The sequence below is a fragment of the Planomonospora antibiotica genome (assembly GCF_014647955.1).
Taxonomy (GTDB): domain Bacteria; phylum Actinomycetota; class Actinomycetes; order Streptosporangiales; family Streptosporangiaceae; genus Planomonospora; species Planomonospora parontospora.
Genome location: NZ_BMQE01000001.1, coordinates 1 through 26004 on the forward strand (window position 1 = coordinate 1; position 26004 = coordinate 26004).

22 protein-coding genes are annotated in these 26004 nt (G+C 74.1%); 7 read left to right on the forward strand and 15 right to left on the reverse strand.

What is annotated here, in order from left to right; genetic code table 11:
• Both IEZ06_RS00005 and IEZ06_RS37425 read right to left on the reverse strand, forming a co-directional pair.
• On the reverse strand, positions 1 to 172 hold a 172-nt coding region (locus IEZ06_RS00005; RefSeq protein ID WP_189234577.1), incomplete at its 3' end, for a helix-turn-helix domain-containing protein.
• 210 nt (positions 173 to 382) lie between these two features.
• Positions 383 to 682 (reverse strand): ATP-binding protein, encoded by a 300-nt coding sequence (locus IEZ06_RS37425; protein WP_189234578.1) that lies wholly within the window; start codon positions 680 to 682, stop codon positions 383 to 385.
• On the opposite strand from IEZ06_RS37425, the gene IEZ06_RS00015 reads away from it, so the two are divergent.
• Positions 650 to 1216: a hypothetical protein gene (locus tag IEZ06_RS00015; protein ID WP_189234579.1), complete on the forward strand. Its 567-nt coding sequence runs from the start codon at positions 650 to 652 to the stop codon at positions 1214 to 1216. The two genes, IEZ06_RS37425 and IEZ06_RS00015, sit on opposite strands and share 33 nt — an antisense overlap.
• Positions 1217 to 1343: 127 nt before the next feature.
• On the opposite strand, the gene IEZ06_RS00020 is transcribed toward IEZ06_RS00015, so the two are convergent.
• The 9 genes from IEZ06_RS00020 to aceB form a co-directional block, all read right to left on the reverse strand.
• Positions 1344 to 1748: a PepSY domain-containing protein gene (locus tag IEZ06_RS00020; RefSeq protein ID WP_189234580.1), complete on the reverse strand. Its 405-nt coding sequence runs from the start codon at positions 1746 to 1748 to the stop codon at positions 1344 to 1346.
• Positions 1749 to 2041: 293 nt separating this feature from the next.
• Entirely contained in the window at positions 2042 to 3091 is a 1050-nt protein-coding gene (locus IEZ06_RS00025; RefSeq protein WP_189234581.1) for a CU044_5270 family protein, read from the reverse strand.
• The gene (locus IEZ06_RS00030; RefSeq protein ID WP_189234582.1) at positions 3088 to 3756 is read right to left on the reverse strand and encodes an RNA polymerase sigma factor; all 669 of its coding nucleotides are present in this window, start codon (positions 3754 to 3756) and stop codon (positions 3088 to 3090) included. Before IEZ06_RS00030 ends, IEZ06_RS00025 begins: the two co-directional genes overlap by 4 nt.
• A gap of 239 nt (positions 3757 to 3995) precedes the next feature.
• Positions 3996 to 6170, reverse strand: coding sequence for a zinc metalloprotease (locus tag IEZ06_RS00035; RefSeq protein WP_189234583.1), 2175 nt, complete (start codon positions 6168 to 6170; stop codon positions 3996 to 3998).
• 262 nt (positions 6171 to 6432) lie between these two features.
• Positions 6433 to 7200, reverse strand: a complete 768-nt coding sequence (locus tag IEZ06_RS00040; protein WP_269435852.1) for an IclR family transcriptional regulator — start codon at positions 7198 to 7200, stop codon at positions 6433 to 6435.
• Entirely contained in the window at positions 7197 to 8471 is a 1275-nt protein-coding gene (locus tag IEZ06_RS00045; protein WP_189234584.1) for a (Fe-S)-binding protein, read from the reverse strand. The genes IEZ06_RS00040 and IEZ06_RS00045 overlap by 4 nt, the downstream gene beginning before the upstream one ends.
• A 1-nt stretch (position 8472) precedes the next feature.
• The gene (locus IEZ06_RS00050) at positions 8473 to 9825 is read right to left on the reverse strand and encodes an FAD-binding oxidoreductase (protein WP_189234585.1); all 1353 of its coding nucleotides are present in this window, start codon (positions 9823 to 9825) and stop codon (positions 8473 to 8475) included.
• The gene (locus IEZ06_RS00055) at positions 9825 to 11246 is read right to left on the reverse strand and encodes an FAD-linked oxidase C-terminal domain-containing protein (protein ID WP_229797705.1); all 1422 of its coding nucleotides are present in this window, start codon (positions 11244 to 11246) and stop codon (positions 9825 to 9827) included. The genes IEZ06_RS00050 and IEZ06_RS00055 overlap by 1 nt, the downstream gene beginning before the upstream one ends.
• Positions 11247 to 11387: 141 nt before the next feature.
• Positions 11388 to 12974 carry a malate synthase A gene (aceB, locus tag IEZ06_RS00060; RefSeq protein WP_189234586.1) on the reverse strand — a complete coding sequence of 529 codons (1587 nt, stop codon included), beginning with the start codon at positions 12972 to 12974 and terminating at the stop codon, positions 11388 to 11390.
• Positions 12975 to 13206: 232 nt separating this feature from the next.
• Between aceB and IEZ06_RS00065 the strand changes: the two genes are divergently transcribed.
• Positions 13207 to 13896: a DUF4097 family beta strand repeat-containing protein gene (locus IEZ06_RS00065; protein WP_189234587.1), complete on the forward strand. Its 690-nt coding sequence runs from the start codon at positions 13207 to 13209 to the stop codon at positions 13894 to 13896.
• 249 nt (positions 13897 to 14145) lie between these two features.
• Positions 14146 to 15513, forward strand: coding sequence for a GTPase HflX (hflX, locus tag IEZ06_RS00070; RefSeq protein ID WP_229797674.1), 1368 nt, complete (start codon positions 14146 to 14148; stop codon positions 15511 to 15513).
• Positions 15514 to 15612: 99 nt separating this feature from the next.
• On the opposite strand, the gene IEZ06_RS00075 is transcribed toward hflX, so the two are convergent.
• From IEZ06_RS00075 to IEZ06_RS37885, 4 genes are read right to left on the reverse strand one after another with little or no spacing between them, the layout of a single operon-like run.
• A complete protein-coding gene (locus IEZ06_RS00075) occupies positions 15613 to 16551 on the reverse strand; it encodes a PP2C family protein-serine/threonine phosphatase (protein WP_189234588.1) in 939 nt (312 codons plus the stop codon).
• 2 nt (positions 16552 to 16553) lie between these two features.
• Positions 16554 to 18236, reverse strand: a complete 1683-nt coding sequence (locus tag IEZ06_RS00080; RefSeq protein WP_229797675.1) for an ATP-binding response regulator — start codon at positions 18234 to 18236, stop codon at positions 16554 to 16556.
• Positions 18233 to 19051: an STAS domain-containing protein gene (locus tag IEZ06_RS35980; RefSeq protein WP_229797676.1), complete on the reverse strand. Its 819-nt coding sequence runs from the start codon at positions 19049 to 19051 to the stop codon at positions 18233 to 18235. The genes IEZ06_RS00080 and IEZ06_RS35980 overlap by 4 nt, the downstream gene beginning before the upstream one ends.
• Complete coding sequence (locus IEZ06_RS37885) at positions 19000 to 19548, reverse strand: RsbRD N-terminal domain-containing protein (RefSeq protein ID WP_505851720.1); 549 nt, start codon at positions 19546 to 19548, stop codon at positions 19000 to 19002. The genes IEZ06_RS35980 and IEZ06_RS37885 overlap by 52 nt, the downstream gene beginning before the upstream one ends.
• Positions 19549 to 20054: 506 nt before the next feature.
• Between IEZ06_RS37885 and hutI the strand changes: the two genes are divergently transcribed.
• From hutI to IEZ06_RS00110, 4 genes are all read left to right on the forward strand, one after another.
• Positions 20055 to 21263: an imidazolonepropionase gene (gene hutI, locus IEZ06_RS00090; RefSeq protein ID WP_189234589.1), complete on the forward strand. Its 1209-nt coding sequence runs from the start codon at positions 20055 to 20057 to the stop codon at positions 21261 to 21263.
• 130 nt (positions 21264 to 21393) lie between these two features.
• The gene (locus tag IEZ06_RS00100) at positions 21394 to 22416 is read left to right on the forward strand and encodes a DegV family protein (RefSeq protein ID WP_203871993.1); all 1023 of its coding nucleotides are present in this window, start codon (positions 21394 to 21396) and stop codon (positions 22414 to 22416) included.
• A gap of 94 nt (positions 22417 to 22510) precedes the next feature.
• Positions 22511 to 23452: a ComEA family DNA-binding protein gene (locus IEZ06_RS00105; protein WP_189234590.1), complete on the forward strand. Its 942-nt coding sequence runs from the start codon at positions 22511 to 22513 to the stop codon at positions 23450 to 23452.
• A 239-nt stretch (positions 23453 to 23691) separates the two neighbouring features.
• Entirely contained in the window at positions 23692 to 25974 is a 2283-nt protein-coding gene (locus IEZ06_RS00110; protein WP_229797678.1) for a ComEC/Rec2 family competence protein, read from the forward strand.
• Positions 25975 to 26004 lie beyond the last annotated feature (30 nt).

Genomic DNA, 26004 nt, shown 5'->3' on the forward strand with positions numbered 1-26004 from the left:
CGGCCGACTGGTCGCCGTAGCGGATGTTCACGCCCGCTTTGGCGTAGGCGGTGCGGCGGTGCTCCAGGGCGGCGTTGTAGAGCTGCCGGTGATCCTCCAGGCACGCCGCGAGCGCCGCCGCCTGTCGGGCGGTGGGGCGCAGCAGGAACTTCAGCGACCTGCGCACCCCCACCTCCCATCACGTTCGGTAACAATAACACCACGATCTCGGCCGACGTCGGCAAAACCGGGAAGGACGTCCATGATGCGCGGACCTGACAGGTCAGGGCACGCTCGGGCCTCGGCGGCCCTCCCGCTCCCGATTTCTCCGTCGCCTGAAGGCGACGGTCCCCTCGGGAGGATCTGATGGCTCCAGGCTTCCGCGGCCTCGGAGAGGGCCGCGCTAAGAACCGGCTAAAGGTCCGCTTCCGGCCAGGAACAGGGTGACGCGCGCACCGCCCGCGGGGGAGGCGCCGAGGCCGAGCGCACCGCCCGACGACTCGGCGGTACGGCGTGCGATGTCCAGGCCCAGGCCGGTCGACCCGGCCCCGCTCTCGCCGCGCCCCAGCGGGTCGGCCGCGCCGAACCCCGGTCCGGCGTCGTCGACGGTCGGCAGCGCACCGCCCGGCGCCGGTGCCAGCCGTATACCGAAGGGGGTCTCCTCGGCGGTGTGCGCGAACGCGTTGCCGAGCAGGGCGTCCACGCAGGCGGCCAGGTCTCCGGCGGAGACCGCGACGGTGCGCGGGCCGGGGCACAGGTCGGCCGCGTTCTCCCACTCCTCGGCGAGCAGTCCGGTGATGCGCTCGGCGAGATGGTTGAGCGCGAGGCCGACCGTGCGGACCTCGGGAGGACCACCGGGGACGGCCCGGGCGGCGAGGTCGCCGGCGGCGGACCTCTCCGCGCGGGTGCCTCCTCCGCTCCCGTGACCGGATCCACTCCCTCGGGCAGCACCCCCTCCGCCACTTCCGGGGAGGACGCCTCCGCGCCTCCGGCCACGGGGCCGGGGACCGGCCGGAGCCGGGCGATCAGCACGGCGGGCGGGAACGTGATCGCCCGATGCGACGGCGGCCTCGTCGTGCTGCGGGCGTGGAGTCCCGCGCAGGGCTTCCAGGTGGACGACGTGGAGCGCGGCCCCACCGCCCGGGCGCGCGTCGAGTTCGAGTCGGACGAGGCCGACGTCAAGGTCGAGGTGCGCTGCGGGGCCGACGGCCTGCCGGCCCACCGCGTCCACGACTGACGGAGACGACGCGGACGACCGGCGGCGTGGCGCGGTGGGCGCTTCCGGCGGGACCCGGCGGGGTCCGGCGCGCCGCCTGACCGCCTCGGGTCCCAGGCTCCGATCTCGGATTTCCGGCCCGGAGCGGTCAGTGACCGTAGTTGATCTTTATTCTGACGACCCTGCCGCTCCGGACCGAGACGAAGAGGTCGTACCTCCACGGAGCCTTCACCAGCTCCACCCGCCAGTTCCAGATGCCCTGGTCCCACACGCGCCTGACCCTGGTGACGCGGGCGCCGGGGACTTTCCCCCTGGCGATCTGCACGGCCTGCCGCGAGGTGACGCCCGCCGCGGCGAGCGAGGAGGCACCGGCCGCGGTGCGTCCGGGGCCGACGGCGGTACCGGCGGCCCCGGTGATCGTGACGCCCGGGCCGCTCGTGGTGCTCGCGGCGTCCGCGACGCCCGTCGCGGAGGCGCCGCCTCCGCAGGAGAGGAGGGTCGCGGTCCCGGCGGCGGTGAGGGCGATCCCGGTGAACATGCTGCGCTGTCTCATGGATCATGCCTTCCCGGACGACGGTGCGGGGGCGCCGGGCCTTCGTTAAAAACTTCGGCGGAGCCGCCGGAGCACCTCCGCCCGCTCCTGCGACGGGCACCTACGGGGAGGGCTCACCCGACGGGCACCCACGGGGACGGCTCACCGGTGTGCGGCACGTCCCGACCGCCTCCGTCCTGCGAACCGGCGGATGCCTCCGCGCGTGCCCGGTCCCGCCCGCCGGGGGTCCGGCGGGCGGGACCGCGATCACCCGGCGCGATGATGGCCTCCGTACGCGCCGGGCGAGCTCCGGATCAGCCGCAGCCGGTGGCCTCCTCCTCGACCCGGGGCGCCTCGTCGACCACGGTGACCGAGAGCTGCGCGGTGGAGGCGACGAGGCTGCCCGCGGGGGACTGGGCCCGCTTCCCGTCCACGACGATGCCGCGCTCGCCCAGGAGCTCGAAGGTCTCCGGATGGAAGACGAGATCCTCGCGGACCCCGTCCGGGCCGACCCGGCCCACGCCGATGCCCTTGCGGCCCGCGGCGTCCTCGGCGTCGCCGACGGCGTCCACCCCGGGGATCGTCGCCGCCGCCTCGAACAGCGCGGCCCGCTGCGCGGCGGGCACGTAGTTCTCGCGGAGCAGGTCGCCCACCCGCGTCCACGCGGCCTCGTCCCTGGAGTTGCCGCCCCGGTCCCCGGTGTAGAGGTGGGCGCGCATCCCTTCGGCGTCGGCCGGCAGTCTCCTGACCGCCGCGTGGTCGGTGCGCAGGTGGTCGGGGACCGGATCGCAGACCGGGAGCCGGTGCAGGTCGACGGTGCCGGCCTCCTCGTAGGCGCTCTCCGGGATCGGCCAGCCGGGGTAGGCCTTCGGCTCCAGGTGCTCGATCCGGAGCGAGCCCTCCCTGGTGCCGTCGGCGGACTGCCAGATCACCCGCCTCGTCCGGTAGAGGTGGCGCGACTCCGCACCCTTCCCGTCCCCGGCGAACGCGCCGTACATGGTCTCCGACTCGACCTTGACGAACTGGTCGTCGCGCGGCTCCAGATCGGTCCGGGCGGCGGCGCGCGCGGCCCTGCCCAGCACCTCGCCCGCCGACATGGGAGCGAGCCGCGGCAGCGCCACCACGACCTCCTGCACCGGGCCCCGCTCCGGGCCCGTACCGCCGGCCAGCACGGTGGCGGCGACGCCCACCGCCAGCGCTCCGGCCGGCAGCGCCACCCAGGGCCTGCGCCACAGGGAGCGCACGGACGTCCGTCCGGCGGACGCCGCGGCCAGCCCCCGCCGGGCCGCGGCCTTCGCCGCCGGGTCGTACGGCGCCGCGTCCGGCCGGATGCGGGCCACCAGCTGGATCTCGTCCTCGTTCATGCGTGCGGCTCCAGGGAGTCCAGGAAACGGCGGATCTTGGTCCGGGTCCGGGAGAGCCGTGAGCGCACGGTCCCGACCGGGATGCCGAGGGCCTCGGCGGCCTCCTCGTAGGTCAGCTCGGCCCAGGCGACCAGCAGCAGCAGGTCGCGCTCGGCGGAGCTCAGCCGGGCCAGCGCGGCGGCCAGGGCGGGCCGGAGCCGGTCGGCGGTCAACCGTTCCGCGCTGCGCTCCTCGAAACCGGCCGCCTGCTCCGGGGCGTGCCGGAAGGAGCGGGCGAGCGCCTTGAGCCTGCGGGTCTCGGCCCTGCGGTGGCCGGAGATCAGGTTCGAGGCGATGCCGTACAGCCAGGGCCGGGCGTCGGCCCTGGACAGGTCGTACCGGGCGCGTTTTCGGAAGGCGACCAGGAACGTCTCCGCGGTCACGTCGTCGGCCACGGAGACGTCGTCCAGCCGCCGGGCGGCGTACCGGTGGATCTCGTCGGCGTGCCGGTCGAAGAGCCCGGCGAACCCGTCGGGATCGGCCAGTGACCCTTCGATCAGCGCCGCGTCGGAGGCGGGCCCCCCGGGCTCGCCGGATCCGGGGGTGGACCCGCCGGGTCCGCCGGATCCGGGGACGTCGGAGGGCGGGACGGGTGCTCCGGCCCGCTGGAAGAGCGCCAGCGCCATCACCCGTTTCGTCCAGTCATGTGAAAGGGGTCCTTTCCCGGGGCGCGTCCGCGCCCTCACCCCCTACTCCGCCAATGGACGCTATCCGGTTCCCGGAGCACCCCTGGGATCCACCGGACGGGAGCGACAGGATCCGCCGCTGCAGGTGAAGCAGGCGTTCCGGCCCTCGGCCCGGGGCGCGCGTCAAGCGTCCGCGGCCGGTCCCGTGCGGTCCGCGGTCCCCGCCGGTTCGCCCCCGTCTAGTCAGATCCCTGCCGGTCCGGCCCGTCTGGCCTGTCCAGCTCCCGCTCCCGCTCCCGCAGGCCCGCCTCGGTGGCGAGGTCCTCCCGGGCGGCCTCGGCCTGGCGGCGGATCCGCTCCAGCACGGTGGGCCGCAGGCGCTTGGCCTCGAAGGTGCGGACCATCCGGTCGAGCGTGCCGGAGGCCCGCTCCAGGTCGCCCTTCTTCGCCTGGGCTGAGGCGAGGCGGCGCATCACCATGTTGAGGGTGATGTTGTCGACGCCGCCGTCGCCCGCCGAGGCCTCCGCCACCGCGGACAGCTGCCGGATGCTCTCCTCGGCGTCGGGCGGGCGGACCGTCAGCCGGCGGGCGTCCGCGGCGAGGTCCTTGAACCCCCGCTCGGCGTTGACGCCCCGCACCATGCGCGCGTACACCGCCAGGGGATGCCCGCCGTACCGGGTGATGACCTCGCACAGGGCGTCGTTGCCGGCGGCGAGGGCGGGGGAGTCGGAGCCGAGCAGGGACAGCAGCGTGCCGGCCTGCTCGCCCAGCATCAGCTCGGCGACCTCCTGGTCGGCCCGGGCGACGGGGTGGCGGACCCGGACGGACAGCACCGGGGAGACGATCCGCGACCCGTCCGCGGCGAGGTGCTGCGCCCGGACGCGGTACTCGCCGGGCTCGGAGAAGTAGTGCCCGTCGGCGCCGTGCCCGATGTAGGCGCTGCGGTAGATCGCCGGGTCGTCCGCGTCGAGCCGCACCTCGGCGGTGTCGTCCACGCAGTGGCGCATCACCGGCCGGTAGAGCACGGTCCGGCCGGAGGGCCGGGTGATCGCGACGTGCGTGAAGTCGGTGGCCGGGTGGAGGTGGCCGTGCGTGGTACGGCCGCGCAGGTCGGTGGTGCGGAGTTTGAGCTCCACGACCACCGGCTCGCCGAACTCGAAGGCGTCCTTGGCGCGCAGCTCCAGGGCGAGCCCCGACCGGTCCTCGACCGGCTCGTCGAAGAGCTCCGGAGAGATCTCGGCGGCGCCCCGCCCGAAGGGGTTCGCCCCCATGACGACGTCGCGGTGGTGGCCGTGCCGGAGGTGGACCAGCTCGTCGTCGGTGAACCGGAAGGGGAAGGCGGCCCAGTAGGCGGCCTCGCCGCCGGCCCCGGACAGGGGCCGGTAGTGCTGGACGTAGTTCATCCAGCTCAGGTCCCCGAAGCCGTTGTTGGGGCCGAGCGGCCGGGGCGGGTCGGCCAGGTTCTTCTGCCAGGAGTGCAGCAGGTTGAAGGCGTGGCCGAGCTCGTGCACGTAGGTGCGGAGCTGGGCGCGCAGCGCCTGCGGGGTCGAGCCCTTGACGGCGTCGTGGAAGACCGCGGCGCCCTGGCGCTGGCAGGCGTCGCCGTAGTCGAACATGATCCCCCGGTAGCCGCCGGCGTGCGCGCTGGCCAGGAGCATCCACACCCTCCACTGCGGCGCGTCCGCGTGCAGGCTGAAGTGCCGCACCATCGCGTTGTGCAGCTCGGCGTCGTCCCAGACCAGGTCGGTCCCGGCGGCGTCGGCCGCGATGACGTCCGCGGCGGCCGACAGCTGCAGCTCGATGCCGGCCTCCGCGTAGGCCCGCACGACCGTCAGCTCGCGCGGCGGAGCCGTCGCGGGACCGGGCAGCGAGGCCGTGTCGTAGGAGGTGAACGGCACCGTGCCGGCCACCGAGTCCTGCTCCAGCAGCACGCTGCGGAAGTACGGCGAGACGAAGGGGCACAGGTAGGCGGCGCCGGGCCTGCCGCCGGGCGTGGAGAAGCGCACGGTCGCCTCGCCCGGCGGTTCGGGGGCCGGGCGGAGCGGGATGCTCACCCGCACCTGCGAGGCCGCCGCGGTGAAGGTGAAGGCGCCCGTGCCGGTGATCACGGCCTGGCCGCCGGAGACGTCGACCGCGGGGGAGTCCACGACGAAGGAGCCGGTGTAGGAGACCGTCTCCCCGGCGGTGGTGAAGAAGTCGCCGCTGATCCGGTGCTGCGGGCGGACGCCGTCGACGTCCACGCGCAGCTCCAGCAGGTGGCCCGGGCCCCCGCTCCGGTAGCGCCCCCGCGTCAGCGGCGCCTCCCGCGCGGCCGGCCCGGCCTCCGGCGCGGGGACCTCCCCGGTCAGGTGCTGCTCCGGCACGGCCGTGCCGGAGGAGGGCGCGGGCGCGGTGGGGTCGGTTGGAGCGGACATGCGGTCTCTCCGTTCGCTCGGCACGCGGCGGGCGGGACGCCGCCGGGGGCCGCCGGTTCCCCGGCGCTGCGGCTCCCGGTTCCCCAGGTGGCGTGCCGCCGGGATCCACGGCGCGGGCCCCGGCGACGCGTCCTACACGGACCCTTCCTCCCGGCCCGGCATCCGTCAACGAGGACCCGCCGACGGGCATCCGTCAACGAGGACCCGCCGACGGGCATCCGTCAGCGCGGGCCCGCCGAGAGAGACCCGCCGACGGGCGGTCCTACAGGGAGCCGCCGAGCTCGGCGCCGAAGTCGCCCGCGATCCGCCGCATGCCCTCGGCCAGCTCCTCCCGGTCGAGCGTCTCGATGCGCTCGGCCGGGCCGGAGACCGACATCGCGGCGACCGTCCGGGAGCCGTCGTGCACCCCGACGGCCAGGCAGTGCACGCCCAGCTCCTCCTCGCCCAGATCCATCGCGTACCCCCGGGCGCGGACCCGCTCCAGTTCGGCGAGCATGCCGGGCAGGTCGGTGATGGTGTTGGCGGTCCGCCGGGGCATGCCGGTCCGCTCGACGAGCGCGGCCACCTCACCGGCCGGCCGGTCGGCCAGCAGCACCTTGCCCACCGCAGTGCTGTGCGGCAGCACCCGCCTGCCCACCTCGGCGAACATCCGCAGCCGCCGGGGGGAGGGCACCTGCGCGACGTAGACGATGAAGTCGCCCTCCAGCACCGCCAGGTTCGCCGTCTCACCGGACAGCGCGACCATCTTCTCCAGGTACGGCTGCGCCCACGCGCCCACCATGCGCTCGGCCACCCCGCCGAGCCGCACCAGCGCCCCGCCCAGCGCGTAGCGCCGGTCGGACTCCTGGCGCACGTACCCCCGGGCCAGCAACGTGCGCAGCAACCGGTGGATGGTCCCGTACGGCAGGCCGGTCGCGGCGGACAGCTCGGAGATCCCGGCCTCGCCGCCCCTCCCGGCGAGCGCCTCCAGCAGGTCCAGCGCCCGGTCGACGGACTGCACCGTACCCATGGCGCCGCCCGTCCCGCTCACCCGATCTCCCGCAGGGCCCGCAGGGAGGCGTCCAGGACCTGGACGGTGTGCGCGACCGGGATCGGAGCCGCGCCGGCGCGGCGGATCGCCGCGGTGATCTGCATGGTGCAGCCGGGGTTGGCCGAGACCAGCAGGTCGGCGCCGGTGGCGAGCACCCGCTCCGCCTTGCGGTCGCCGAGCTCGCGGGCGGCCTCGGGCTGGAGGATGTTGTAGGTCCCGGCGGAGCCGCAGCAGATCGCCGACTCGGCGATCTCCCTCAGCTCCAGGCCGGGCACGGCGGCCAGCAGCTCGCGCGGCTGCGACCGGATCCCCTGGGCGTGGGCCAGGTGGCAGGCGTCGTGGTAGGCCGCCGTCAGCGGGAGCGGGTGCCGCGTGGCGACCGGCCCCAGCTCGACGAGGTATTCGGCCAGGTCCGCGACCCTGAGCGCGGCGGCCCGGGCGGCCCACTCGCCGTCGAGGATCCCGGCGTACTCCTTCATGGTGGAACCGCACCCGGCCGCGTTGACCACCACCGTGTCCACGCCGGCCCGTTCGAAGGCGGCGATCGTCCGCCGGGCGAACCGCGCGGCCTGCCCGGGACGGCCGGAGTGCAGTGACAGGGCGCCGCAGCACCCCTGGGCGGGTGGGATCACCACGTCGCAGCCCTCCATCGCCAGCACCCGGGCCGTGGCCGCGTTGACCTGGGGAAAGAACTCCCCCTGTACGCATCCGGTGAGCAGGCCGACCGTGGCCCGGCGCCTGCCGACCGCCCTGACCCGGCGCGGCAGCCGCCGGTGCCGTACCGGATCGGGGGCGAGGTCGGCCAGCGCGGCCAGGGACGGGCTGACCCGTTCCAGCGCCGGTGCGATCCGCCGCCGCAGGCCGGCGGTCAGCCGCAGCGGCAGCCGCATGGCCCGCAACCGCCGGGGATAGGGGAACAGCCGGAAGACCAGCTCCCGTACGGCCCGGTCGGCGGGCGGGCGGACGTGCTCGCGCTCCACCACGGCCCGGGTCTGCTCGATCAGCCTGTCGTAGCGCACCCCGGACGGGCAGGCCGTCACGCACGCCATGCAGCCCAGGCAGGCGTCGAAGTGCCCGGCCATCTCGCCGGTCACCGGGGTGCCCGCCACGTGCTGGCCCATCAGGTGGATCCGGCCGCGGGGGGAGTCCATCTCCTCGCCCCACAGGACGTAGGTGGGGCAGGACGGCAGGCAGAACCCGCAGTGCACGCAGTCACCGATCAATCCGGGGTCGATGCCGGGGCCGGTGCCGGGGTCGGTGCCGGGATCCATGTCAGAGGCCTTCCGCCAGCCGGCCGGGGGACATCCTCCGGCCGGGGTCGAACCGTTCCTTCACCCGCCGCATCAGCGGGAGCGCCCCGACCGGGCCCCAGGGGTCCACCCGCCGGGCGAGCTCCGGCGGCGCGGCGAGCACGGTCAGCCTGCCGCCGAGCGGACGGACGTCGTCGCGCACCCCGGACACGAACGCCGCGAACTCCGGCCCGCCGGTCTCCGCGGGCAGGGCGACGTGCAGGACCGCCGAGGCCAGCGAGCCGCGCACCCGGGCGGGCAGCCTCCGGGCGGCGACCGCCCGCAGCGCGCGGTCGGCGGACGCGGGCGGGACGCGCAGTTCCAGCAGGACCTCACCCGGGACGCCGCTTCCCGGCGCCTCCCCCCACCACGCGGGCGCCTCCCCGGCGACCTCCCACGGCCCGCAGGCGCCGACGAGGTCCTGTACGGCCTGCGCCCGACCGTCCGCCGCGGCCCCCTCGAACAGCGCGGAGACCGTGACACCCCCGGAGGGCGCGGACCAGTCCAGCTCGACCGCGCTCGGTTCGGCCTGCGCGGCGGCGAGCGCGGACGCGAGCGAGGCCGGGCCGGCCGGGCCGGGGAGGCGGACGGTGGTCCAGCGGCGGACCGGGGAGGCCGGATGGAGGCGGAAGGCGGCCTCGGTGATGATCCCGAGTGTGCCGTACGAGCCGGTGAAGAGCTTGCCCAGGTCGTAGCCCGCGACGTTCTTCACGACCTTCCCGCCGGACCGGGCGACCGTGCCGTCCGCGAGCACGACGGTGATCCCGATCAGCAGGTCGCGGGCGGTGCCGTAGCGGAGCCTGCGCGGTCCGGCGGCGGCCGTGGCGAGCACGCCTCCGACGGTGGAGCCGCCGGAGGGGACGTCGAGGGCGAGCTCCTGGCCGGCGGCGGCGAGGACCCCGGCCAGGGCCTCCGCGGTCACGCCCGCCTGCGTCCGCACGACGAGGTCGCCGGAGGCGTGCTCCAGGATCCCGTCCAGGCGGCGGGTGCCGACCAGCACGTCGCAGCGCTCCGGCGGGCGCCCCCAGTGCAGCCGGGTGCCGCCGCCGGTGGGCACGGCCGCCAGGTCGAGGGAGGCGCAGACCCGCATCAGCGCCGCCACCTCCTCGGTGCTCCCCGGCAGGGCCACCCAGCGGGGCGCGACTCCGGCGACGGCGTCGCCGGGGCCCGCGTCCCGGATCTCCGCGCCGGTCCCGCGCAGCGCCTCCAGCGCCGCCACCGCGGCGCTCCCGTCTGCGGCGTTCCCGCCCGCGAGGGCCTCGCCCGCGGTGTCCCCGCCTGGGGTGTTCCCGCCCGCGCAGCCCCGGCGGGGACCACTCCCGTACGGCGAGCCCATCAGAACTGCTCCGCCAGGCCGGACTCCACCAGGGGGTGCGCCCCCCGGCGGACGCCCGGGACCTCGCCGCACAGGCGCGGGGTCGGGAAGACCTTGCCCGGGTTGGACAGACCGCGGGGGTCGAAGGCGCAGCGGACCAGTTGCATGGTGTCCAGATCGTCGTCGGTGAACATCTTCGGCATATATCGTGCCTTGTCCACGCCGACCCCGTGCTCACCGGTGATGGATCCGCCGTGCTCCACGCACAGGTCGAGGATCCTGCCCGAGACGGTCTCGGCCCGCTCGGCCGCGCCCGGCTCGGCGTCGTCGAAGAGCACCAGCGGATGCAGGTTGCCGTCCCCGGCGTGGAAGACGTTGGCCACCCGGATGCCGTGCTCGGCCGAGAGCCGGTCGATGCTCGCCAGGACGTCCGGCAGCGCGGTCCGGGGCACCACGCCGTCCTGCACGATGTAGGCGGGGCTGATCCGGCCGACCGCGGCGAAGGCGGACCTGCGGCCCTCCCAGATCGCGGCCCGCTCCGCGGGATCGGCGGCGGTCCGCAGCTCGAACGCGCCGCTCTCGAGGCAGATCCGCTCCACCTCGGCGGACCGGAGCGCCGTCTCGGCGGCCGGCCCGTCCAGCTCCACGATGAGGACCGCGCCCGCGCCGGCGGGGTAGGCGCAGGCCACGGCCGCCTCGGCGGCCTCGATCGCCAGCGCGTCCATCATCTCGACGGCCGCGGGGACGATGCCGCCGCCGATGATCGCCGAGACGGCCCGCCCGCCCTGCTCGATGCTCCCGAACGCCGCCAGCAGCGTGGTCACGGCCTCCGGCGCGCGCAGCAGCCGTACGGTGACCTTCGTGGTGATCCCGAGCGTGCCCTCCGAGCCGACGAACGCGCCCAGCAGGTCGTAGCCCGGATCGTCGGCGTCCAGGGTGACGATGTCGCCGTCCGGGGTGACGATCTCCAGGGCCAGCACGTGGTTGACCGTGAAGCCGTACTTCAGGCAGTGGGCGCCGCCGGAGTTCTCCGCCACGTTCCCGCCGATCGTGCAGACCTGCCGGCTGGAGGGGTCGGGCGCGTAGTAGTAGCCGTGCGGGCGGACCGCCTCGGTGATCGCCAGGTTGGTCACGCCGGGCTCCACCACGGCCCGCCGGTTCGGCAGGTCGACCTCCAGGACGCGCCGCATCTTCGAGGTCACGACCAGCACGCCGTCGGTCCGCGGGAGCGCGCCGCCGGACAGCCCGGTGCCCGCGCCCCGGGCCACGAACGGCACGCCGTACTCGTTGCAGATCCGCACCACGGCGGCGATCTGCCCGGCGGTCTCCGGGAGCACGACGATCCCGGGGACGGCCCGGTGGTGGGTCAGCCCGTCGCACTCGTAGGTGCGCAGCCGCACCGGATCGGTGATCACCGCCCCCGGCGGCAGGGCCGCCGCCAGCCGCCGGGCGGCCCTGTCGAGCGCGGGGCCGCGCACGGGTGTCACGCCTGTCGGGTCCGTCAACGCGCCTCCTCCGGCGGCCGTGGGACCGCGGTGGGATCCTCTCCGGAGGAGGAGGATCCCACCGCGGGATCCCTCGTGTCACGGCATGCGGGCATATGCGGGCAGGGTGAGGAACTCGGCGAAGTCGTCGTCGAGGGCGACCTCCTTGAACAGCGCGGTGGCCTGGGCGTAGAGGGCCTCGTCGTAGCCCGGCTCGGCCTCGATCCCGGCGAGCTCCTCGTCGATGATCCGCTCGACGAGCTCCTTGGTGACCACGGCCCCGGTGTCGGCGAGCTCGATGTCGTTGTGGATCCACTGCCAGATCTGGGAGCGGGAGATCTCGGCGGTGGCGGCGTCCTCCATCAGGTTGTGGATCGCCACCGCGCCCAGGCCGCCCATCCAGGCGGCGAGGTAGCGCAGTGCCACGTCCACGTTGTTGCGCAGGCCGGCCTCGGTGATGTCGCCCGGGGTCTTGGAGACCGCGAGCAGGTCGGCGGCGGAGACGGAGACGTCCTCGCGGAGCCGGGCGAGCTGGTTGGGCTCGTCGCCGAGCACGCCGTCGAAGACCTCGCGGCAGATCGGGACCAGGTCGGGGTGGGCGACCCAGGAGCCGTCGAAGCCGTCGCCGGACTCGCGGGTCTTGTCGGCGGTGACCTTCTCCAGGGCGACCCTGTTGACCTCGGGGTCGCGGCGGGAGGGGATGAAGGCGGCCATGCCGCCGATGGCGTGCGCGCCGCGCTTGTGGCAGGTGCGGACCAGCAGCTCGGTGTAGGCGCGCATGAACGGGGCGGTCATGGTCACCGCGTTCCGCTCGGGCAGCAGGAACTCCCGGCCCCGGGTCCGGAACTTCTTGATGACGCTGAACAGGTAGTCCCAGCGGCCCGCGTTGAGCCCGGCCGAGTGGTCGCGGAGCTCGTAGAGGATCTCCTCCATCTCGAACGCGGCCGGGTAGGTCTCGATCAGCACGGTCGCGCGGATCGTGCCCTGCGGGATGCCGAGCAGGTCCTGCGCCCGGACGAAGACGTCGTTCCAGAGGCGGGCCTCCAGGTGCGACTCCATCTTCGGCAGGTAGAAGTAGGGGCCCTTGCCCTTGGCGAGCTGCCGGGCGGCGCAGTGGAAGAAGTAGAGGCCGAAGTCGACGAGGGAGCCGGAGAACGGGGCGCCGTCGCAGGTGAGGTGCTTCTCCTCCAGGTGCCAGCCGCGCGGGCGGACCACGACGGTGGCCAGCTCCTCGTCGTGCTTGAGCGCGTAGCGCTTGCCGCCGGTTTCGAAGTCGATGGTCCGGTCCAGCGCGTCCCGCAGGTTGAGCTGGCCGTTGACGGTGTTCTCCCAGGTGGGGGCGTTGGCGTCCTCGAAGTCCGCCAGCCAGACCTTGGCCCCGGAGTTCAGCGCGTTGATCGTCATCTTCCGGTCGACCGGGCCGGTGATCTCCACCCGGCGGTCCACCAGGCCGGGCGCGGGCGGGGCGACCTTCCACTCGGACTCGCGCACGTGCCTGGTCCCGGGAAGGAAGTCCAGGGTGCCCCCGGCCGACAGCTCCTCCTGCCGCGCCTGGCGGGCGGCCAGCAGCTCCAGCCGCCGGGCGCCGAACTCGCGCTGGAGGGCGGCGACGAAGGCCAGCGCCTCCGGCGTGAGGATCTGGTCGAACCGCTCCAGCATGGGGCCGGTGATCTCAACGCCGTCCATGAGCTTCCTTTCCGTCTGGTGGAAAACGACTTCTGAATTGTGGAATCGACGCTACTGGACGGTCACTTACGGGTCAAAGGCCGGGGTCCTCTCAGGGCCCCCTCCGGGGTCTCCCGGATGGGATCATGGGGCCGGCCGGGCCACAGTTGGATCAGTTCCCTCCGGCGGAGAGGGCGCGGAACCGGTCGTGAGGGGGAGGCGGAGCGCCTCCCGGAAGTCGAGGATCAGGGTCATGAAGAAGAACATGCTGGCCGCGGGGGCGCTCCTGGGATCGGCGCTGGTGCTCTCCGGCTGCGGGGTCGGCCTGGCCACCCAGCAGACCGCCGTCTCCTACGACGTGACCGACGAGGTGCTGGTGCTCTCCGTGGACGCGGAGGCCGGGGACATCGTGGTGAACGAGTCCGGCCGGAGCGGGATCAGCGTCACCGAGACCCTCCACTGGAGCAACGACAAGCCCAGGACGGAGCACTCCGTCGACGGCGGCACCCTCACGCTGAAGTACACCTGCCCGTCCGGGTTCAGCCTGGGGGGCTGCAGCGTCGACTACAAGGTCGAGGTCCCCAAGGGACTGCGGATCCGGGTCGAGACCGGCGCGGGCGACATCACGCTGCGCTCCCTCACCGGCGAGGTGGAGGCGGGCAGCGGCGCCGGTGACATCGAGGCCGGCGGCCTGGCCGGCAAGACGTTCACCGCCGACACGGGGGCCGGCGACGTCGAGGCGGAGTTCACCGCCGCACCCGACCGGGTCGACGTGGAGACCGGCGCGGGCGACGCCACGGTACGGCTGCCCAAGGGCCCCTACCGGGTGGACCTCGGCAGCGGCGCCGGGGACGAGACGATCCAGGTCGAGCAGGACCCGTCCGCGACCCGCACCGTGAAGGTGAGGAGCGGCGCCGGGGACGCGAAGGTGCTGCCGGTCTGAGCCCCGGCCGCCGGGCCCGTTCCCGCCCGTCCGGGCGGGTCGCGGGGGATAACCAGATGAGGTCCGGACGTCGACGTGGCACCATCGGCGGGAAGACATCCGAGGCGTCCGGGTGTTGTCATAGGTGTCACGCCATGGGCGTCACAGACGACGCACACGGAAACCGAGCATCCGAACAGGAGCAACGACATAGACACTCGTGAGTCGCTGGACTTTGACCAGTTCGACGATCTGCCCGAGACCGGTGAGATGGACCTGGCCGAGCGCCAGGCGCTGCGCCGGGTGGCAGGGCTCTCCACCGAGCTAGAGGACGTCACCGAGGTCGAATACCGTCAGCTGCGGCTCGAGAGGGTCGTCCTGGTCGGTGTCTGGACCTCGGGCACGGTGACCGACGCCGAGAACTCCCTCCTGGAGCTCAAGCTCCTCGCGGAGACGGCGGGTTCGGAGGTGCTGGAGGGACTGATCCAGCGCCGCCAGAAGCCCGACACGGCGACCTACATCGGTTCCGGCAAGGCGCAGGAGCTGGCGGACATCGTGGCGGCGACCGGCGCCGACACCGTGGTCTGCGACGGCGAGCTGAGCCCCGGCCAGCTGCGGCAGCTGGAGGAGGTCGTCAAGGTCAAGGTCATCGACCGGACCATGCTGATCCTCGACATCTTCGCCCAGCACGCCAAGAGCAGGGAGGGCAAGGCGCAGGTCGAGCTCGCCCAGCTCAACTACCTCCTGCCGCGCCTGCGCGGCTGGGGCGGAAACCTGTCCCGCCAGGTCGGCGGCCGGGCCGCGGGCGGCGTCGGCATCGGCGGACGCGGTCCCGGTGAGACCAAGATCGAGCTGGACCGCCGCCGCATCCGCGAGCGGATGGCCAAGCTCCGCCGGCAGATCGGCGAGATGACCACCGCGCGCGAGACCAAGCGCGCGCGGCGGGTGCAGCGCGAGGTCCCGGCCGTGGCCATCGCCGGCTACACCAACGCAGGCAAGTCCTCGCTGCTGAACCGGCTGACCGGCGCGGGCGTCCTGGTGGAGAACGCCCTCTTCGCCACCCTCGACCCGACCGTCCGCAGGGCCTACACCCCCGAGGGGCGGCTGTTCACGCTGGCCGACACCGTCGGGTTCGTCCGGCACCTGCCGCACCAGCTGGTCGAGGCTTTCCGCTCCACGCTGGAGGAGGTCGGCGACGCCGACCTGATCCTGCACGTGGTCGACGGCTCGCACCCCGACCCGGAGTCGCAGCTCGCCGCCGTGCGGGAGGTCTTCTCCGAGATCGAGGGCGCCGGGGACATCCCCGAGATCGTGGTCGTCAACAAGGCCGACGCCGCCGACCCGGTGGTGCTGGCCCAGCTGACCGCGCGGGAGAAGCACACCGTCGTCGTCTCGGCCCGCACCGGCGCCGGGATCGACGAGCTGAGGGCCGTGATCGAGCGCGAGCTGCCGCGCTTCGACCAGGAGGTCCGGATGCTCGTGCCGTACCAGCGCGGCGACCTGGTCTCCCGGGTGCACGAGGAGGGCGAGGTCCTCGACGTCGAGCACACCGAGGAGGGCACGATCCTGCACGCCAGGGTCCTGCCCGGTCTGTTCGCCGAGCTGGAGCGGACCGCCAAGCCGGTCGAGACCGTCTGAGGCGGTCCGCAACGGCGCGGCGGCCGCCCGGAGCCGCCGACGAGCCGGGCCGGAGACGCGGGAGCGTCCCCGGCCCGGCTCCCGCACGTCCGGGGAGGTTCAGGAGCCGTCCCGGACGTCCGCCGCGCGGCGGAAGATCACGAGTGCCACGTCGTCCTCACGGGCGCCGAAGCGGGTGATCAGGCGGTCGCAGAACGGTTCCAGGTCCTGCACGAGCGTCTGCGCCACCTGCCGGGCGGTCTCCAGGCTCTCGTCGAGCAGCGTGTCGCGGTCCTCGATGAGGCCGTCGGTGAACAGCAGCACCGAGCCCCCCGGCGGGACGGACAGCCGGTCGACGCGGTAGGTCTCCTCGGCCACCCCCAGCAGCAGGTTGCCCAGGCCGTGGTAGCGGGCGCCGCCGCGGCCGTCGGTGAGGAGCGGCGGGATGTGACCCGCGTTGGCGACCTGCGCCTCCCCGGTCGCCGGGTCGATGAGCACCAGGCACACGGTGGCGGTCATCCCGGGGTGGTAGCGCCGCAGCACGTCGTTGAGCAGCGCCATGGAGGCGCCCAGGTCCACCGCCGGCCCGAGGAGCGAGGCGCGCAGCGCGTGGCGGAGCTCGGCCATCACGGTGGCGGCGAGCAGCGAGTGCCCCTGGACGTCGCCGATGCCGACGAGGACCCGCTCGCCGAGCTGGAGGACCTCGTAGAAGTCCCCGCCGACCTCGACGTTGTCCACCGCGGGCTGGTAGCGCCAGCTGATGTCCAGCCCGGGGACCTCGGGGATCCGGGCGGGCAGGAGGCTGCGCTGCAGGGTGAGCGCGATCGCGTGCTCCTCGGCGTACGCGCGCAGGTTGTCGACCGTCAGGGCCAGCGCCTGCCCGAGCTGGCGCAGGATGTTGCACTCGTCCTGGTCGAGCGGGGGGACCGCCTCCACGCCCAGGGCGACCGCGGGACGGCCGGGCTTGGTCAGGATGTAGAGCTTGGTCGGCGTGTCGTCCACGACGAGCACCGTCGCCTGCTCCGTGCCGGCCGTCCGGCCCGCCCGCTCGTCGGTCATCCTCACTCGTCCTCGTGTTCCAGCGCGTGCCGTACGGTCTCCAGCAGGACGTCCCGGCGCAGGCCGTGCTTGGGGAGGACCGCGCGGACGTTCGGCGGGTAGTGCTGGGAGGTCGCGGCGGTGACCATGACCACGGGGACGTCGCGCAGCCGCTCGTCTTCGGCCATCCGCAGCATCAGGGCCGCCCCGTCCATCCGGGGCATCAGCAGGTCCACCAGCGCGAGGTCCGGAGGGGCGGCCGCCATCGCCTCCAGCGCGGTCAGCCCGTCGGAGGCCTCGTCGATGTGGACGGCGAAACCGGTGAGCATCCGCCGCACGTCCTCGCGGAACTCCGCGTCGTCGTCGGCGACGAGGACGCGATCGGCCACCGGTACGGCGTCGTGGCCGTGCGGGAGCCGTACCACGACGGTGGTGCCCCGCCCCGGCGCGCTGCTGAGCCGGAGCGTCCCGCCCATCGCCTCGGTCAGGCGCCGGGCGTACGGCAGGCCGAGCCCGGTGCCCCGGGCCCGCACCTGGACCGGGCCCGGGACCTGGTAGAACTCCTCGAAGACGCGGTCGAGATGCTCGGCGGGGATGCCGATGCCGGTGTCGGTCACCGTGAACACCACCTCGCGGGTCGCCTCGTCGTACGTCACGTCGAGGCGGACCTCCCCCTCCTCGGTGAACTTCAGGCCGTTGGCGAGCAGGTTGCGCAGGATCCTGGTGAGCATGACCTCGTCGGCCAGGATCTCGGACGGCGCTTCGGACACCTGGACCGAGAGCGCGACCCCGCCGGCCCCGCTGGTCGGGTGCAGCGTCATGCGCAACCGCTCGACCAGCTCGACCAGGTCCACCGTGGCCGGCTGGGGGTCCAGCCGCCCCGACTCGGCCTTGGCCATGTCGAGCAGCTCGCTGACCAGCGCCAGGAGCGTCTCGGCGGAGGAGCCGATGAGCCGGACCTGGTGGAGCTGCTCGGTGCCGAGCGGGTCCCCGCCGGGTCCCACCAGCAGGCGGACCAGGCCGATGATCGAGTTGAGCGGGGTGCGCAGCTGGTGGCTGACGGTGGCCCAGAATCTCTTCCTGGCGTCGCTCGCCTCCCGCAGCTGCCGGGACTTCTCGTCCAGCTCCGCGTAGAGCGCCACGACGCCGCGGTTGGTCTCCTCCAGCTCCGCCGAGAGCTGGTTGTACAGCGCCAGGACGCCCTGGTTGGTCTCCTCCAGCTCGGTGTTGAGCTGCCGTACCTCCTCCAGGGTCTCGGCGAGTTCGCGGTTCTGCTGGCGGAGCTCGTCGAGGGCGGTCGCCGGCGTCAGCCCGCCCAGCCTGGCGCGGATCCCGGCCGGGGAGAGCCGGGCCCGCCCGGGCGGGAGCCGCTTGCGCATGCTCACCCGTCCGCCGGCGGGATCGGCCTCGATCGCGTCCATGAGACGGCCCGCCAGCGTCACGCCGGTGGCCGGACGGAAGCCGGCGTCCGCGGCGAAGGTGAGGGAGACGACGAGCTCGTCCTGGTCGAGCAGGAAGACGACGGCGACGTCGTCGAGCCCCTCGACGGCGATCTCCCGCCCCAGCTCGCTCAGGGCGGTGGCGACCCGGATCTGGTCCTGGGCCGTCATCCCGGCCGTCTCGGCGACCTCGCGGCCCAGCCGGCGCATCGCGAACACGTCCTGGTCGTCCAGGACGCGGATCCTGAGCAGTTCCTCACCGGTCACGCGGCCGGCCTCACCGTCACCACGCAGGCGTCGTCCCGGCGGGTCCCGGCGTCGCGCAGCAGCGTGACGGCGGCGACGGAGGGCGCGCGGGCGACCAGTCCCGGGTGGGAGACGACGTCCCACCGGTCGGAGAGCCCGTCGGAGTGGATCCGCTCCAGGCCGGAGACCGGCTCGAAACCGGAGTGCCGGTCGGCGTACTCCAGGAAGACCCGCACCGCCTCGCGGGAGGCCAGGGCCGCGGCCTCGCCGTGCCCGAGTCCGTCACACACCATCACGGTGGTCGACGCGCCGTCCTCGACGACCGCGAAGGCGTCGCCGCAGACGGCCTCCTCCCCGATCGGACGGGTCACCCCGCTGACCCGCGACGGAGGGAGGGCCGCACCCCGGGCGGTGAAGCACACCCCCAGCACCGTGCCGCGGCCGGGCACGGAGTGCACGTCGTACCCGCTGGCCATGCGCGCGATGCCGCCCAGCCCGATGCCGAGCGTGCCCCCGGTGGAGTATCCGTCCCGCAGGGCCCGGGAGACGTCGTGCATGCCCGGCCCCCGGTCCATGGCGACCACCTCGACCGCGGAGGCCGGCTCCGGGTGCGGCCGGATCAGCATGACGCCCTCCACCGCGTGCCTGACCAGGTTCGAGGCGGCCTCCTGCGGGCGGATGCCGGAGATCACGCACTCGGCGCCCATCAGCCGGGCCGCCACCATGGTCTTGAGCAGGTGCTGGGCGACCTGGGTGTCGACCGCCGGCACGCCGGTGATGTCGATCACCGCGTGCTCGGAGCCGGTGTCCACCAGGGTCTGCAGCAGCTTCTCCATGACCACCTGGGTCCTGGCCGAGTCGCGGTGCCGACCAGCGGCACCGCGACGATGCCCTCCCAGAGCTTCACCACCGGGGTCGACAGCTCCAGGAGCTGCTCGGCCTGGTCGATGATGACCTTCTCCCGGGCCGCCGCGTAGGTCTCGAAGGTGAAGAGGCCGAGGTCGTCGACGAGTTTGGAGAACCAGATGAAGCCCCGCAGGGCCCCCGGGTCGCCGTCGGCCTCCACGATCTCGTAGACCGCCTCCTTCACCCCGAAGACCGCGACGGCGGTCGCCGTCGGGCTGTGTCCCCCGCGGGCGCGGGACCGGGACAGGTCCGCCAGCAGGCCCCGCAGGTCGCTGGTGTCACCGGACTGCAGGGATTCGCGCAGGGCATGGTAGACGTCCCGGAGCCGACCCGCCAGGTCGCTCCGGTCCGCCGGTCCGCCGGCGAACCGCTGACGGCGCGCCTCGCCGTTGCGCGAGATTAGAAGAGTCTTGCCTTTGCTGGCAATGTCATCACTTGCTCTACGGAGACGGGTTGGGAAGAACTATCACTCCCAAAAAACTGCATATACCCCCATAAATCGGGCACTGGCCGGTCAAGGTTTAGGTTGCTACCATGGGGCAAACCTAACGAGATGTTAGGGCACAGCTCTGTTTGTCGCCCGATGTTACAGGTGGGGAACAAGTGATCTGAGCTGCGGAAACATGCTTGCTGTCGGCTGCGGGTGCGAGGTCGGCGAACCGGTGGCGGTTACGGCGAATCGGCGTTCTTCCCCATTAGCCTGTACAGCGGGCCAAGCTGTGAAATAACGTAACTGAACCGAAACCGCCGGATCATGACTCCGGCGCTACTGTCGCCGCACACACATGAGCGGATGAGAGCAGGAGACCCCCCAATGTCGTCCGGACTCGGAGCGGACCCGGTGGGCACCACGCCCGGCACCGGCCGGGCTCCGTCGTCTCCGGAGACGCCCTCCGCTCCGGTGCCCTTCCCTGCGCACAAGGCGGTGATGCGATGACGGTCCGCCTGCTGACCAACATCGGCCGGCTCTGGACCGGCAACGACGTCTGCAGCAATGCCGCGATCCTCGTGCACAACGACCGCATCGCCTGGGTCGGCCGCGCCGCGGACCTGCCGCAGAGCGTCCCCGGTGTGGTGGACGACATCGTCGACGTCGACCACGTCGAGAACCTGGGCGGCGCGCTCGTCACGCCCGGCCTGATCGACGCCCACACCCATCCCGTCTACGCGGGCAACCGCTACGCGGAGATGGCCATGCGCTCGGGCGGCTCCACCCCGTCCGCGATCACCGCGGCCGGCGGGGGCATCGGCTCCACCGTCACGGTCACCCGCGGGACCGACCCGTGGACCCTGTGCAACGGCGTCCGCGAGCGCCTGCGCGAGTGGCTGCTCAGCGGCACCACCACGGTCGAGGCGAAGACCGGCTACCACCTCACCCGCGACGGCGAGCTCGCCGACGTGCGGCTCCTGCGCGAGCTGGAGAAGGAGCCGATGATGCCGCGCGTGCACGTCACGTTCCTCGCCGCGCACGTCGTCCCGCCGGAGTACTTCGGACGCCAGCGCGACTACGTCGAGGCCGTGGGGGCCTGGTGCGCCGACGCCGCCGCGGCCGGTGCCGACAGCGTGGACGTCTACTGCGACGAGGGCCACTTCACCACCGACGAGGCGCGCTGGGTGCTCGCCTCGGGGCGCAACGTGGGCCTGCTTCCCCGCGTCCACGCCGGCGCCTACAGCCGCCGGGGCGCGGTCCAGCTCGCGGCCGAGCTCGGGTGCGCCTCGGCGGACCTGCTCCACCACACCTCAGACGAGGACATCGCGATCCTGTCCCGCTACGGGGTCCCCGCCGTGCTCTGTCCCGGCACCGCGCTCCAGCGCGGCAGCCTGCCCCCCGTGCGCCGGATGCTGGCCCAGGGCGTCACGGTGGCCCTCGGCAGCGACCACAACCCCGGCCACTGCGGCATCACCTCGATGTCCCTGGTCGTCAGTCTCGCGGTGGCGGCCTTCGGCATGAGCGTGGGCGACGCCCTGCGTGCCGCCACCCTGGGCGGAGCCACCGTTCTCGGAGCCCCAGACCGGGGCGTCCTGGCTCCCGGACGCCTGGCCGACATCGTCCAGTGGGACGCCGACCACGAGGGCGCCTTCGCCTGGGCCTTCGGACTCAAGCCGCGGCGCGTCTGGCGGGGCGGCACCCCCGTCCAGTAGCACTCGGCGCGGGCTTCCGCCCCGGCCTGCGGGCCGGAGCTCCGGCCCGCAGGCCGACGGCACTCCGGTACGGAGCGCCGCCCGCCCGCTCCGCCCCGATCATGCGGTCTCCTGCGGATAATCTCTGGACATGCCACCATCGGTCGCCGTCGTCACCGACTCCACCGCGTACCTCCCCCCGGAGGAGGCCGCCAGGCTGGGGATCATCGTGGTGCCGCTCCAGGTGATCGTCGGCGACCGGGCCTTCGACGACGAGGTGCGGGCGGACGGCGCGGAGCCGGCCGCAGGAGGGCCGGGCGGCACGGAGCCGCCGGCCGGGGGAGGGCCGGGCGGTCCTCTTCCGGCCGGTTCCGGCGAGGGCACCGCGGTGGCGGACGGAGCCGTGCCGGGCGCCACCGGCGCGGGCAGGCGTGGAACGCGCGGGGGCGGAACGGGCGGCGGTGAAACGGGCAGGGCGTTCTGGGAGCGGGCTCCGGTCACGACCTCCCGCCCTGCTCCCCGGCGTTTCACGGACGCCTACGCCGAGGCGGCCGCCGCCGGAGCCGAGTCGGTGGTCTCCATCCACCTGTCCGGGAAGATGTCGGGCACAGTCGAGGCGGCCAGAGCCGGCGCCGCCGACTCCCCGATCCCCGTGGAGGTCGTCGACAGCGGATCCGTCGCGATGGGACTCGGCTTCCCCGTCCTCGCCGCGGCGGAGGCCGCCGTGCGGGGGGCGGCCCGCGGCGACGTGGCCGGGGCCGCGCGCCGTCGGATGGCGGAGACCCGCAGCTTCTTCTACCTCGACACCCTGGAGTACCTGCGCAGAGGAGGCCGTATCGGCGCGGCGGCGACCATGCTCGGCTCCGCTCTGATGATCAAGCCGCTGCTCCACATCGCCGACGGCGTGATCGCCCCCCTGGAGAAGGTGCGTACGGCGAACCGGGCCATCGCCCGCCTGGAGGACCTCGCGGTCCGGGCCGCCGCGGACGCCGGGCCGGTCGAGGTGGCCGTCCAGCACATCTCCTCCCGTCCGCGGGCCGAGGCGCTGGCCGTACGGCTTCCCGAGCGCCTCCCCGGCCTCGTCAGGGTGGTCGTGGTCGAGGTCGGGGCGGTCCTCGGCGCCCACGCGGGACCGGGCATGCTCGGGGTGACGGTCTCCCCGATCCCTGCGTGATGCCCGTCCACAGGGGGTCCGGGATTCGCCCGGTCGTCCACAGGCTCAGATCCGGCCGACGGCCGTGCGCAGGCGGCGGCCTAGCGTTCCGCACGTGGGCACAGATCAGGACAGCGAGCGGTTCCGCGCGGAGTCGCGGCTGCGGACGCTGACGGCGTTCCGCGGTTCCGGCGTCGCCGGGTCGGCGACGGGGCCCGGGACCGATCCCGGCGCCGTCGGCCATGCCGATGCCGATGCCGATGCCGTCGGCCGGACCGGTTCCATCGGTCGCACCGACACCGGTGGTTCCGGCGGCCGGTCACCTTCCGCCGGTCGCACCGACACCGGTCGCACCGACGCCGATGGTTCCGGCGGCCGGGCGCCCTCCGTGCCGGTCCCGCCCTCCTTCGAAGCGCTCCGGAGGGCTGTCACCGCCCAGCGTCCCGCGTTCGATCCAGGCCGCCCGGGGCTGAAGGTGCTGCTCCTGGTCGCCCTGGTGGCGGTCATCGCCGGAGGCGTCCACGCCTGGAGATCCCAGCCGGAGCCCGAGCCCCTCGCCCCGCCCGCACCGATGTCCGGCCCATCCTCCGCGGAGGCCGCCGTTCCGCGGCCGCTGCACTCGGCGACGGCCGAGGTCACCGTCCATGTCACGGGGAAGGTCCGCCGTCCCGGCGTCGTCGTCCTGCCCGGCGGCTCGCGGGTCGCCGACGCGGTCAAGGCCGCCGGGGGCGCGCGCGGAGGATCCTCTCCGGGCTCCCTGAACCTCGCCCGGAAGCTCGTCGACGGAGAGCAGATCGTCGTCGGCGAGCCGGGCCGGGGAGTGCCCGGAGCCGTCGGCCCCGCCCTTCCCGCCGATCCCGCTGCGATGATCCTCGACCTCAACACCGCCACGCCGGAGCAACTGGAGGAGCTGCCGGGCGTCGGAGAGGTGCTCGCCCGCCGCATCACCGAATACCGCGACGGCCGCGGCGGATTCCAGAGCGTCGAGCAACTTCGCGAGGTCAGCGGCATCGGCGAGAGGAAATACGCCGAGATGAAAGACAAGGTCCGCGTATGACCCCGCCCAGTTTCCCCGGCTCCGGCTCCGCTTCCGGTCCCGGTCCCGGTCCCGGTTCCGCTTCCGGTCCCGGTCCCGGTCCCGGTTCCGCTTCCGGTCCCGGTCTCGCTTCCGACCCCGGTGCCGGCCACCGTGAGGGAGGCGCCGTCCCGAAGGGTTCGGCGCACGCTCTCCGACTCGTCCTGCCCGCCCTCGCCTCCTGGGGGGCCGCGCTCGTCCTCCTGGGCTGTCCGGTTCCGATGGGCGCCGCAGTGAGCGTCATCGCGGCGGCCGGCGCGATGCTGGCCGCCGCGCCGGTCCGCCTGGCCGGCCCGCGCCCGGCCAGGAGGGCGCCCGGTCCCGCGCCCGCAGGAAGGAACACGATGATCGCGGTGCTCGGCTGCGTGGCGGCGACGGCCGCGACCGTGGCATTCCGGGTCCACGCCGCCGACACGGGACCGGTGGCGGACCTGGTGCGGAAGGGGGCGTCGGCGACGGCGGAAGCGGTGCTGACGGACGATCCCAGAGAGACGAGGGGGCAGGCGTCGGTCTTCCGGAGGGAGAGCTTCGTCGTGCCCGCCAGGATCGAGACGGTGGTCACGGCCGCGGGCAGGACGCGGGTGCGGGCTCCGGTGGTGCTGCTCACCTCGGGAAAGGAGTGGCGGCCCCTGCTGCCGAGTCAGCGGATCGAGATCCGGGGGCGGTTCGGCCCGGCCGAGTCGGGAGAGCTGCTGGCCGCGGTGGTCCTCGTCCGGGACCCGCCGAGGGTGCTGAGCGGGCCGTCGGCGGTGCAGAACGCGGCGGGCGTGTTCCGGGCCGGTCTCCGGGCCGCCGCCGACGTGCTGCCACCGGACCGGCGCGGCCTGCTGCCAGGCCTGGTCGTCGGGGACGTGTCCCGCATGGACGAAGGGGTCAGGGCCGACTTCAAGGCAGCCGGGCTCAGCCACCTGACGGCGGTCAGCGGAGCCAATCTGGCGGTCGTCGCCGGAGCCGCCGTCGCGCTGGCCCGGACGGCGGGTCTGCCGCTCGCCGCCAGAGCGGTGCTCGCCGTCCTGGCGATGCTGGCCTTCGCGGTCATCGCCCGGCCGTCGCCCAGCGTGCTCCGAGCCCTCCTCATGGGCTCCGCCGCCGCCCTGGCACTCGGCACGGGCCGGTCCCGCGACGGTGTCGCGGCCCTGTCGGCGACCGTCCTGCTGCTGATCCTGTTCGACCCCGCGCTCGCCCGTTCGTACGGCTTCGCCCTGTCGGTGTGCGCCACCGGCGGCATCCTGGTGCTCGCTCCGCGCTGGCGCGACCGGATCTCGGGGCGGATGCCCCGGGTCCCCCGCTGGGCTGCCGAGGCGATCGCCGTGCCCGCCGCCGCGCAGGCCGCCGTCACCCCGGTGCTCGTGCTCATGTCGGGTCAGCTCGCCCCCGTCGCGATCCCCGCCAACCTCCTCGCGGGCCCGGCCGTCGCTCCGGCGACTCTGCTCGGCTTCGCCGCCGCGCTGGTCGCACCCGTGCTGATGCCGGTGGCCCGGTTGCTGGTCCATCCGGCGGGGCTGGCGACCGGATGGATCATCGAGGTGGCGGAGCACGCGGCGGGTTTCCCGCTGGCGGTGCTGCCATGGCCGGCCGGTCTCACCGGGCTGGTCCTGCTGGCCGCCGCCGCGCCGGTGGCCGTGCTGGCGCTGAGGCACCGCCGGGTGCGGTGGATCGCCGGTGCTCTGGCGGCCGGAGCGCTGGCGGCGGTCGTTCTCGTCGGGCCGGTGGTGGCCCGCTGGCCGCCGCGGGACTGGCTGCTGGTGGTCTGCGACGTCGGCCAGGGGGATGCCTTGCTGGTCGCCGCGGGGCCGGGCCGGGCGGTGGTCGTGGATGCGGGGTCGGATCCGGTGCAGGTGGACCGCTGTCTGCGCACCATGGGGGTCGAGGCGGTCCCGCTGGTCGTCCTGACCCATCCCCACTTCGACCATGTCGGCGGCCTGGACGGTGTGTTCCGCGGGCGCAGGGTGGGCGCCGCGCTGCTCGGCCCCGGCGGGGAGGGGAGGGAGAGCGTGCGGCTGCACGGTGACCTCGACCGCCGCGGGGTCACCCGGTGGACGGCCCGGCCGGGGATGCGTTGGCGCTTCGGACCGTCCGAGTTCACGGTCATCGGCCCGGCGGAAGGAGGAGGACGGGCCGCTCGCGGCGGAGGGGAGGGGACGGAGGTCAACAACGCCAGCGTCGTGATGCACGTGCGCTGGGCGGCCGGGACGGCGCTGCTCACCGGTGACATCGAGACCGAGGCCCAGGAGGATCTGCTCCGGCGGGGACTCCCGCCCGCCGACATCATCAAGATTCCTCACCACGGATCCGGAGGCCACCATCCGGGCTTCTTCGCGGCCTCCGGCGCCCGTGCGGCGCTGATCAGCGTCGGGGCGGGCAACGGCTACGGCCATCCGGCCTCCGCGACCCTGGCCCGGCTGAACCGGCTCGGTGTGCGGACCCACCGGACCGACGTGTCGGGGGATCTGGCGGTGGTGCTCCGTGACGGAGGCCTGGCGGTCGTCCCCCGGGGACGCTGAGTCGCCCGCGGCGGGTGCGTCGTCACGGGG